Here is a 9,731-nt window from a genome sequence, read left to right as displayed (position 1 = left end):
ATCAACCGCGCCCTCGCCGCCCGTAACGCCCCGATCGCCGCCCTGATCGCCGAGACCGGCGGCCAGAACGCGATGATCGCCGACTCCTCGGCCCTGCCCGAGCAGATCGTCAAGGACGTGATCAACTCCGCGTTCCAGTCGGCCGGCCAGCGTTGCTCGGCCGCGCGCATCCTGTTTGTGCAGGAAGATATCGCGGACAAAGTGATCGGCATGCTCGCCGGCGCCATGGCCGAGCTGAAGGTCGGCGACCCCGGCCTGCTCTCGACCGACGTGGGCCCGGTGATCGATGAAGACGCTCGCCAGATCCTCGTCGACCACGCGGCCCGCATGGATCGCGAAGCGAAGAAGATTGGCGAAGTGGCCCTGCCGGAAGGCACGGCGAACGGCACGTTCTTCGCCCCGCGCGCCTACGAGATCCCGTCGCTGGAAACGCTGACGCGCGAAATCTTCGGCCCGGTGCTGCACGTCATCCGCTGGAAGGGTTCCGACCTGGCCAAGGTGGTCGAGCAGATCAACGACACCGGCTTCGGTCTCACGCTCGGCATCCACAGCCGCATCGACGACACCATCGAGTACATCTCGTCGCGTGCGAAGGTCGGTAACTGCTACGTCAACCGCAACCAGATCGGTGCGGTCGTCGGCGTGCAGCCGTTCGGCGGCGAAGGCCTCAGCGGCACCGGCCCGAAGGCCGGCGGCCCGCACTACCTGCTCCGCTTCGCGGGTGAGCGCACACTCACGATCAACACCACGGCGGCGGGCGGTAACGCTTCGTTGCTGACGATCGGCGAGTGAATCGCTAAGTCGATTCGGCAGTTGCGATGACAAGGCCGTGCTCTGAAAGGAGCACGGCTTTTTTTGTGCCGATGGTGGTGGAACTGTGCGCGGCGTAGGTTTGAAGCCTCCAGCTCTCCGAAGGAGAATCATTGCCATGCGAACTTATGGCTCACGCGTATTCACGCGCGACTGGGGCTTTCGCTCTGGCGGCATCCATTGGGCTCCCCTGCCTATCCTTCTCAACCCAATGGAAGAGATCATCCTCGAGCACGAGGCAAGCCTGTATGCGAGCTTCCTCAACGCAAGTTTGACGGCGTGGCAAGGTAGTAGCGGCGGGTGGCGGTGCAATCTGGTGCACGACATCGAGCCCCTCGAGCCCCACAAGTCATACCCGGCGAAGGCCATCGAACTTGCCAAACGGCTTCTACAGAAGCCAGACTACAAAGACGCAGACCACCGGTTGATCTTCCTGTTCGGGCAAGAAGGTGTTGTCGTCCCGAACCCCATGATTTCCGAGGTCCTATCGTCCGACGAGAGGTTCCAGTACTGGATCAACGGTGCGTGGAACGAGCTTCGGTACAACCTCGATCCCTTCGTCATCGGCCACTACGCGCCGGTAGCATCAACGGCGTGGCGGCATGCCCACATCGACACGCAATTCGTTCCCCAGGACGATCGCGCAAGCGAAAAGGCGGCACTGGTAGCCAGCGTGAGGCGCTGGGGTTACATGCTCTTGCATCTCGGCGTGGGGATTGCCGCGCCATCCTTGCCCACGATCATGCTGACCGGCGGCACCGAAGAATGGGTTGAGCACGATGTATTCGGCTTGATGCCGGGCGGGACGCACTATCTCGACCTGAGATCCTGGGACGGCAACGACAAGGAGTTCACGGCGCGCGACCTCGTCCCGACGGGCGGGAACATTCTGCCGGGACTACAACGAAAGTGATATTGCCTGACGTTACCTGAGCATGGATTCTCGTACGACCTAACGTCGGCCGGTACCCGACGTCCATCCGCCCTGGAGGACAGCGACATGATGTCGCCCGGTACCGCGCACGCATCCCTGAAATACGATTCCCCGTCGATCGCCAGCAGGCCTAAGCCAAAGCCAGGCCTGCGCCAGCTGGCGGATCATCCTGAGATCCTCGGCCACATCGATCAGCGGCGCCTTGGCTCCCACGGAGCCACCGTCGATTTCGCGAGGGCACGCTTCCATAGCGTGCCTGCCAACGCCGTCGAGATCTTCGAAGAACTTGTCCTCGTCACCGGCAAAACCGGCCTGCTCGTGAGCCGGACAAGGGACGATGCGCATGCGTACCTTACCGGGATAAAAGGGCACCACAACGAGTGCCTGATCCTGTTTCGGCATGCCTATGGAAAGGTGAGTTGCCGGCTCGGCATCGGCAACCTCGGGGCGGATGCGCACGTGGGTTTCCTCACGCATGGCACGTTCAAGGAAGCGTGGCATGCCGCGTACGGAAGGCAGCCAGAAGCACGGGCGCCGGAAGATAGGGGCTTCTGGACAGACTTGCCTTACGAAGCAACCGAGCTCAACGAGCTTCAAGGCATCGTATGGCGCGGCGGTACGCTGTGCATCGAGCGAATCACGCTGGAACCGTGATCGTTAAGCGACCTGAGCAACGATACAACGTACCGGGGACGTTTAGCGAGACGCCCCGCAAGGGGTCACGGCCCTACGTCCGTGACAATGACTGGCCAAAAAGGAAAGGCAAATGAGCAATCTAATTACGAGGGCAACCATGCGCCCGCTGCGGCACGCCGCCAAGCACCGGGAAAAGCGCCCACATGCAACGGCGATCAATTTCAATGCGTACGACGCTGGCGAGGAGCTGCTCACCGGAGGAAGACCACTAAAGGGCTTTCCAAACGTATTCCTTACGCTGTACACGGTGGCAAACATCGTCACGATACAAGACCTTCCGGGCAAATCACTCTCGCCTGTGTCGCACAAAGGCAATTCCGTTCAATTATCGGAATATGGCGCCCAGCACAAACGACTGGCGATTGTCCTGAGAAACCGCACCCCAACTGATGGCATACGCATCTGGACGCTGGGTTCAGATGTTGTCATACAGGAATGGGAAGCACCCGGATTGGTGGGCGATTATCTGATTGTCATCGACGAAGAGATTGGGTTGAGGCCCTACGACGAAGTCGTGTTCGCCGGCGCAGGCAGAATCGATCCCCTGAACATTGCTATCAACGAGGTTATCTTCGGCTAATTAGTTCGCGACGACCCCGGTGGAGGAACGCGTATCCAACCACCGGGGTCGACTCAAGGTACGCCGACCAATTATTGCTTTAGTCCGCGATCCTTAAGCATCGGCTCGATGCTCGGCTCCTTGCCGCGGAAGTCGTGATAGAGCTTGCCCAGCTCAACGGTGTTGCCGCGCGAGAGGATCTTGTCGCGGAAGATGTCGCCGTTGGCGCGGGTCAGGCCACCATGTTCCTTGAACCGTTCGAACGCATCCGAATCAAGCATCTGCGTCCACAGGTACGCGTAGTAGCCCGCAGCGTAGCCGTTACCCCAGATGTGCTGGAAATAGCTTGAGCGGTAGCGCGGCGGCACCTGGACCATGGTGAAGCCGACCTTCTTCAGCGCATCGGCTTCGAACTTATCGACATCCTGCTTCGGCGCATCGGCCGGAAGCATGTGCCACTGCATATCGAGCAGCGCGGCCGAGATGAGCTCGCTCATCGCGTAGCCCTGGTTGAAGCTGGAAGCCTTCTTGATCTTCGCCACCAACTCGGCCGGCATCGGCTCGCCGGTCTTATAGTTCTTGGCGAAGTTAGCAAAGACCTTCGGATCAGACGCCCACTGCTCGTTGAACTGCGAGGGGAACTCGACGAAGTCACGCGCGGTGTTCGCGCCCGACAACGACGGGTACTTCACGTTCGAGAACATGCCATGCAGCGCATGGCCGAACTCGTGGAACATGGTGGTCACGTCATCCCACGACAGCAGCGCGGGCTGGCCGGCGGCAGGCTTGGTGAAGTTGGCCACGTTGAACACGACGGGCTTGGTGCCCATCAGGTGCGACTGGCCGACCAGGTTGTCCATCCAGGCGCCGCCGTTCTTGTTGTCGCGCTTGAAGTAATCGCAGTAGAACAGCGCCATCGAGGTGCCATCCTTGTCGAACACTTCGAACACCCGGACGTCCGGCGTGTACACCGGAATATCCTTGCGCTCCTTGAAGGTGATGCCGTAGAGCTGGGTGGCCGCGTAGAACACACCGTTCTGCAGCACGTTATCCAGCTCGAAGTACGGGCGGACCTGCGATTCGTCGAGGTCGTACTTGGCCTTGCGCACCTTCTCGGCGTAGTGGTCCCAATCCCAGGCCTGTACCTGGAAGCCGCCCTTCTCCTGGTCGATCACGTCCTGGATGTCCTTCGACTCGGACTTGGCGCGTGCGACCGCGGCCGGCACCAGGCGCTCCATGAACTTCTCGGCGGCTTCCGGCGTCTTTGCCATCTGGTCGTCGAGCTGCCACGCGGCGTAGTTCTTGAAGCCCAGCAGCTTGGCGCGCTCGGCGCGCAGCTGCGCGATGCGCGATGCGGTGTCACGCGTGTCGTTGGCGTCGTTGTGCTCGGCACGATCCCACGAGGCCTTGAAAAACTTCTCGCGGGTATCGCGGTCGTTCATCGACTGCAGTTCCGGCTGCTGCGTGGTGTTCTGCAGCGGGAAGACGTACTTGCCATCCAGGCCGCGGCTCTTCGCGGTGTCCGCGGCAGCAGCGATGTCTGCCTCGGAAAGGCCATCCAGGGCTTTCTTGTCTTCAACCACCAGTGCGGCTGCCTTGGTCGCGGCGAGCAACTTGTTGGTGAACTGCGTGCTGAGCGTCGACTCTTCCTTGTTGATCTCCTTCAGGCGGGTCTTGTCCGCTTCGGCGAGTTTGGCGCCGGCATGCACGAAATCCTGGTACTTCACTTCGAGCAGGCGCTTCGATTCCGGATCGAGGTTCAGTGCATCGCGCTTGTTGTAGAGCGTTTCGATGCGCTTGAAGAGCTTGTCGTTGAGGTAGATCGCATCGCTGTGCGCGGCGAGCTTGGGTGCCTCATCCTCTTCCACCTTCTGCAAGGTGTCGTTGGTGTTCGCGCCGGTAAGCGCGCCGAAGATCTTCTGCGCGCGATCGAGCAGCACGCCGCTCTTTTCCAGCGCGACGATGGTGTTGTCGAAGGTCGGTTCCTCGGCCGAGTCGGCGATGGCGTTCACCTCCGCCAGCTCCTGCTTCATGCCTTCTTCGATCGCCGGCTGGAAATCGGCATCGGTGATCTTGTCGAACGGCGGGGCCTGGAAGGGCAGCGTGCTCGCGGTGAGCAACGGGTTCTCGTGGGCAGCAGTGGCCGTAGCGGCCGGCGTTGGCGCGGTGCTGGCCGGCGCCGGGGCTGGAGCGGCCGCCTTGTCGGCGTCGTTAGAGGACGAGCAGGCGGTGGTGAGGGCGATCGATGTGGCGATCACGAGCGTGCGTACCTTCATGGACAGGCGGTCCCCTGGCGTGTGCGAAAGCGGGGACTCTAGTGCGGCGAGGGCCCACCCCACAACCGCCGGAGGTCAGGGCTACGAGTGTAGGAGCGCGCTTGCGCGCGATGGGCCTTGCGGCGCACCCATCGCGCGCAAGCGCGCTCCTACATTGATGCGGTGCAGCGCCCGGCTATCGGGTATCGCGCAATTCCCAGCTGTTGCCGATAAGGAGGTTCAGGCGGTGCTTCACGATCCGCATGGGCAGGCTGGTGGTGAGTTGCACATCATGGCGATCGCCGGCGGCGAGCTCACCCCAGGCTGACGCACCCGGATCGGTCACCCCCAGGCTCGGATCCACCTCATCCGGTTCCGGTTGCTTTGCCCGCCAGCGCTGGAACAGGCTGTCGCTGCGCATCGCGCCGGCGATATCGGCGGCCAGCTTCTCCGGGCCAATGCCTTCGAAGGCGAGCTCCGGATCGGGGCCCCTGGCCTTCGCCATGTCTTTTACCGATAGAAAATACGTTGTCATGGCTGATTCTTTAAGTCTGTGGCTGTGAAGAGGCCGTCAGCCGAGCGGATCGAGGTCGAGCAGCATCGCGGCCTCCGAGGGGCCCAGCCGATAGGGCAGCACGCCCAGGCAAGGGGCCGGGAGCAGGCGGCGCAGCGTCTCGACGTTCTCGTCGCGGAGCAGCATGTCGGGTTCCACCAGGTTCGCGATCCAGCCCGCCAGCAAGCAGCCATCGCCCTGGATGGCGCGCGCAGTCAGGCGGGCATGGCTGATACAACCCAGGCGGATGCCTACTACCAAGACCACGGGCAAGCCCCAGCGTTTCGGGATTTCCTCGGCGGAGATCGTCTCGGAAAGCGGCACCATCCAGCCGCCGACGCCCTCGACCACCACGCGGTCGTAGGTACCACTGAGTGCCTGGAACGCTCCGTCGAGCGGCTCCCAGGTCACCGCCGCGCCCTCCTGGGCCGCGGCCAGGTGCGGAGATACCGCTGCTTCCAGCGCCAGCGGGTTCACCAGAGCATAGGGCGGGGTCGGGGCGCTGGCGGCCTGCAGGTCCAGGGCATCCTGGTTGCGCAGGCCCTCGCGCGTTCGCGCCGAGCCGCTGGCCACCGGCTTCATCCCGACGACGCGCTCCCCGACCTGGCGGAACGCGTGGACCAGCGCCTGGGCGCCGTGGGTCTTGCCGATACCGGTGTCGGTGCCGGCCACGAAAAGGTGTCGCGCCATGGGGAAAGCATGCCTTGCGGAAGCGGGGTCGTGGCACCATACACGGCTTGCCACCCCGATGAACGCAGGATCTGCCATGTACGAAGCCCGGGCTATCGCCACTGACGACAAAGCCACCCTCTACGCCGAACTGGTGGAGCAGGCGACGGGCCTGATGCATGGCGAGCCGAACATGATCGCCAACGCGGCCAACGTCGCCGCGCTGGTCTACGACGTGTTGCCGGACCTGAACTGGGCCGGCTTCTACCTGTTCGATGGCGACGAGCTGGTCGTCGGCCCCTTCCAGGGCAAGCCCGCCTGCATCCGGATCGCCCTGGGCCGCGGCGTCTGCGGTACCGCCGCGCAGACCGGCCAGACCCAGCTGGTGCACGACGTGCACGCCTTCGATGGCCATATCGCCTGCGACGCGGCATCGAACTCGGAAGTCGTGGTCCCCCTGTTCCGCGCCGATGGCAGCCTGTTTGGCGTATGGGACGTGGATAGCCCGCTCACAGGCCGCTTCGATGAAGCCGACCAGCGCGGCATGGAAGCCCTCTGCGCTGCGTTCATGAAAGCCATCAGCTAAGCGGCCCGCCCCTTGTAGAAGCGCGCTTGCGCGCGATAGGTGTTGCGGTAACCCTGATCGCGCGCAAGCGCGCTCCTACAGCTCGTGAGCGCGCGGGGTGTGCAGCAGCTCGATGACCCGGGCCCGAGCCTCGTCCACGCCGGTCTTCGCCAGCGACGAGAACATCTGCACCGTGCCGGGCACCTTGTTCTCCCGGAACTGCTTGCGCAGGGCTTCCAGCGCTTTGGAGCCTTCGCCGCGTGAGACCTTGTCCGCCTTGGTCATCAGCACGTGGCAGGGCAGCTGCGTGGCGGCGCAGAACTCGATCATCATCCGGTCGAAATCTTTCAGCTCGTGGCGAATATCCACGATCAGTACGATCCCGCGCAGGCTACGGCGCATCTTCAGGTAGGCATCGATCTCACGACGCCAGTGCGCGCGCATGGCCTCGGGCACCTTGGCGTAGCCGTAACCGGGCAGGTCGACCAGGCGGGCCATCAGCGGCTCTTCGCCCTCGCGTTTCAGCGGCGGCAGGTCGAACACCACCATCAGCTGCGTGCGGCCCGGCGTCTTCGACGTACGCGCCAGCGCGTTGTGGCCGGTCAACGCGTTGAGTGCGCTGGATTTGCCCGCGTTGGAACGGCCGGCGAACGCTACTTCCGCGCCCTCATCGAACGGCAGCTGGGTGATTTCGTTGGCGGCGAGGGTAAAACGCGCGCCATTGAGGATATTCGACGTCATGGGACCTGGCTTGCCCATGGGGCAACGAACACGGAGGCCCGGCAGTGTATGCGATGTGGCGCCACGCCGCCTGCGGGCCATCGTTTGACCGAGTGTTGTCGGGACATTCATAATCGATTGATTGAGCGCGGCAGGGAACGCGCCCAGTCCGGAAGTAACCCTCTGTGGAGAAACCCATGACGTTTCGGCACGCCGCCGCTGCCATTACTGCGATGCTCTTGATGAGCACCGCAGCCGCTCAATCTGCAAGTCCCGCCAAGCCGGCGTCTACGCCAGCCCCCGCGGCCACCACCGCTAAACCAGGGGCCAATGCCGCCACCGATCCGGCCACGCCAGGCATGCCACAGGCGGCCGCGCCGGCTGTGGCTGCCGCCGCCGGTCACGAAGGTGCGGTTAAACCCGGCGATGCCACCGCCGGCCAGGGCAAGGCCGCGGTCTGCGGTGCCTGCCACGGCATGGATGGCAACTCCACCGATCCTGCGAACCCGCGACTGGCCGGCCAGAGCGAGCAGTACATCGCCGCCCAGCTGGGCGACTTCAAGTCGGGCAAGCGGATGAATCCGATCATGCAGGGCTTCGCCTCGGCACTGTCCGAGCAGGACATGCATGACATCGGCGCCTACTTCGCCACCCAGACGCCCTTGCCGGGCGTGGCCGACCAGGCGCTGGTCGAGCAGGGTGGGACGCTCTACCGCGAGGGCGATACGGCGCGTGGCATCCCGGCCTGCATGGCGTGCCATGGTCCGGATGGCGCGGGCAACCCGGGCGCACACTATCCGCGCCTGACCAGCCAGCACAGCAAGTACGTCGAGGCGCGCCTGAAGGCATGGAAGGAATCGACCACACCTTCAGACGATGCGCATACGAAGATCATGATGCCCATCGCGCAGAAGCTCGATGACAAGGACATCGCGGCGGTCGCCAGCTACCTGGAAGGCCTGCATACCAACGATCCGTCACAGGCCACCGCACCGGCGAGCCCCTGAAGGCGGTAAAGTTGGAGAGATCGGACGGGCCTGCGGGCCCGTTTGTCTTTTAAGAACGCGAGAAAAGGACCCACGATGCGCCTGCGCCTGCCCCTCCTCTGCGCCGCCCTGATCGGCCTCGCCGCCTGCAGCGGCGGTAACAACGACGCCGCCCCGGCCAGCACCCCGGCCCCGGCCACCACCGCGCCCGCCGCGGCCACGCCGACCAGCCCCGCACCGGCCAGCACGGCACCCGCCGCCAGCGCTCCGGCAGCCGCGGCCACCACCGCAGCAGCTGCCCCGGCCCCAGTCCCGGCCGATGACGCCAGTGACACGCGCCCGGCGCCCAAGCCCTTCGTCGACGAGGGCAAGTGGGTGGAAGGCAAGCATTACTTCCGCATCGACCCGGTGCAGCCGACCAGCAGCCCAGGCAAGATTGAAGTGACCGAGGTTTTCTCGTATGGCTGCCCGGCCTGCTTCCAGTACCACGGCGTGGTCGATGACATGGCCAAGAGCCTGCCGCGCGGCACGGTCATGACCTACACCCCGGCCGCGTTCCGCCCGGACGAAAACTGGCCACTGCTGCAGCGTGCCTACCTCACGGCGCTGGCGTTCGGCGTGGACAAGCAGAGCCACGACGCGATGTTCGATGCCGTGTTCAAGAGCGGCGAGCTGGGCATCATCGACCTGCAGACGAACAAGCCCAAGGCGCAGTCGGCCTGGCCGACCATCGACGACGTCGCGAAGTTCTATGCGAAGTTCGGCGTGAAGCCCGACGAGTTCGTCGCCACGGCCAACTCCTTCACCATCAACACCAAGATGAAGCGCTCCGATGAACTGATCCGCGCGTACGAGGTCGATAGCACGCCGACCATCGTGGTGAACGGCAAGTACCGCCTCACCCCGAACAGCGCCGGCGGCTACGCCCAGTCCGTAGAACTCGTCCAGTGGCTCATCAGCAAGGAGGCCGCGGGCAAATAACCC

Annotated in this window: 11 protein-coding genes; 7 read left to right on the top strand and 4 right to left on the bottom strand. The window is 63.9% G+C overall.

What is annotated here, in order from left to right:
* The 4 genes from VGN46_RS19635 to VGN46_RS19620 all read left to right on the top strand — a co-directional run.
* Positions 1–792 (top strand): aldehyde dehydrogenase family protein (locus tag VGN46_RS19635; protein ID WP_331646383.1); only part of this gene is annotated, 792 nt, incomplete at its 5' end.
* A 136-nt stretch (positions 793–928) separates the two neighbouring features.
* Positions 929–1,723, top strand: a complete 795-nt coding sequence (locus VGN46_RS19630; protein ID WP_331646381.1) for a hypothetical protein — start codon at positions 929–931, stop codon at positions 1,721–1,723.
* Positions 1,724–1,810: 87 nt separating this feature from the next.
* Positions 1,811–2,398, top strand: coding sequence for a hypothetical protein (locus VGN46_RS19625; protein WP_331646379.1), 588 nt, complete (start codon positions 1,811–1,813; stop codon positions 2,396–2,398).
* A gap of 112 nt (positions 2,399–2,510) precedes the next feature.
* The gene (locus VGN46_RS19620; RefSeq protein WP_331646377.1) at positions 2,511–3,020 is read left to right on the top strand and encodes a hypothetical protein; all 510 of its coding nucleotides are present in this window, start codon (positions 2,511–2,513) and stop codon (positions 3,018–3,020) included.
* A gap of 71 nt (positions 3,021–3,091) precedes the next feature.
* Here the strand turns inward: VGN46_RS19620 and dcp are convergent, their stop codons facing one another.
* From dcp to bioD, 3 genes are all read right to left on the bottom strand, one after another.
* Positions 3,092–5,275 carry a peptidyl-dipeptidase Dcp gene (gene dcp, locus VGN46_RS19615; protein ID WP_331646375.1) on the bottom strand — a complete coding sequence of 728 codons (2,184 nt, stop codon included), beginning with the start codon at positions 5,273–5,275 and terminating at the stop codon, positions 3,092–3,094.
* Between the two features lie 175 nt (positions 5,276–5,450).
* A complete protein-coding gene (locus VGN46_RS19610; protein WP_331646373.1) occupies positions 5,451–5,789 on the bottom strand; it encodes a hypothetical protein in 339 nt (112 codons plus the stop codon).
* 36 nt (positions 5,790–5,825) lie between these two features.
* Entirely contained in the window at positions 5,826–6,497 is a 672-nt protein-coding gene (bioD, locus tag VGN46_RS19605) for a dethiobiotin synthase (RefSeq protein WP_331646371.1), read from the bottom strand.
* A gap of 76 nt (positions 6,498–6,573) precedes the next feature.
* Between bioD and VGN46_RS19600 the strand changes: the two genes are divergently transcribed.
* Positions 6,574–7,062, top strand: coding sequence for a GAF domain-containing protein (locus VGN46_RS19600; protein ID WP_331646369.1), 489 nt, complete (start codon positions 6,574–6,576; stop codon positions 7,060–7,062).
* A 75-nt stretch (positions 7,063–7,137) separates the two neighbouring features.
* Here the strand turns inward: VGN46_RS19600 and yihA are convergent, their stop codons facing one another.
* Positions 7,138–7,782, bottom strand: a complete 645-nt coding sequence (gene yihA, locus VGN46_RS19595) for a ribosome biogenesis GTP-binding protein YihA/YsxC (protein WP_331646368.1) — start codon at positions 7,780–7,782, stop codon at positions 7,138–7,140.
* A 176-nt stretch (positions 7,783–7,958) separates the two neighbouring features.
* On the opposite strand from yihA, the gene VGN46_RS19590 reads away from it, so the two are divergent.
* Both VGN46_RS19590 and VGN46_RS19585 read left to right on the top strand, forming a co-directional pair.
* Positions 7,959–8,768, top strand: coding sequence for a c-type cytochrome (locus tag VGN46_RS19590; protein ID WP_331646367.1), 810 nt, complete (start codon positions 7,959–7,961; stop codon positions 8,766–8,768).
* A gap of 75 nt (positions 8,769–8,843) precedes the next feature.
* Positions 8,844–9,728: a thiol:disulfide interchange protein DsbA/DsbL gene (locus VGN46_RS19585; RefSeq protein ID WP_331646366.1), complete on the top strand. Its 885-nt coding sequence runs from the start codon at positions 8,844–8,846 to the stop codon at positions 9,726–9,728.
* The last annotated feature ends 3 nt before the right edge of the window (positions 9,729–9,731 follow it).

It is taken from the genome of Luteibacter sp. (assembly GCF_036500425.1).
Classification (GTDB): Bacteria; Pseudomonadota; Gammaproteobacteria; order Xanthomonadales; family Rhodanobacteraceae; genus Luteibacter.
This window is presented reverse-complemented; position numbering and strand designations above follow the sequence as displayed.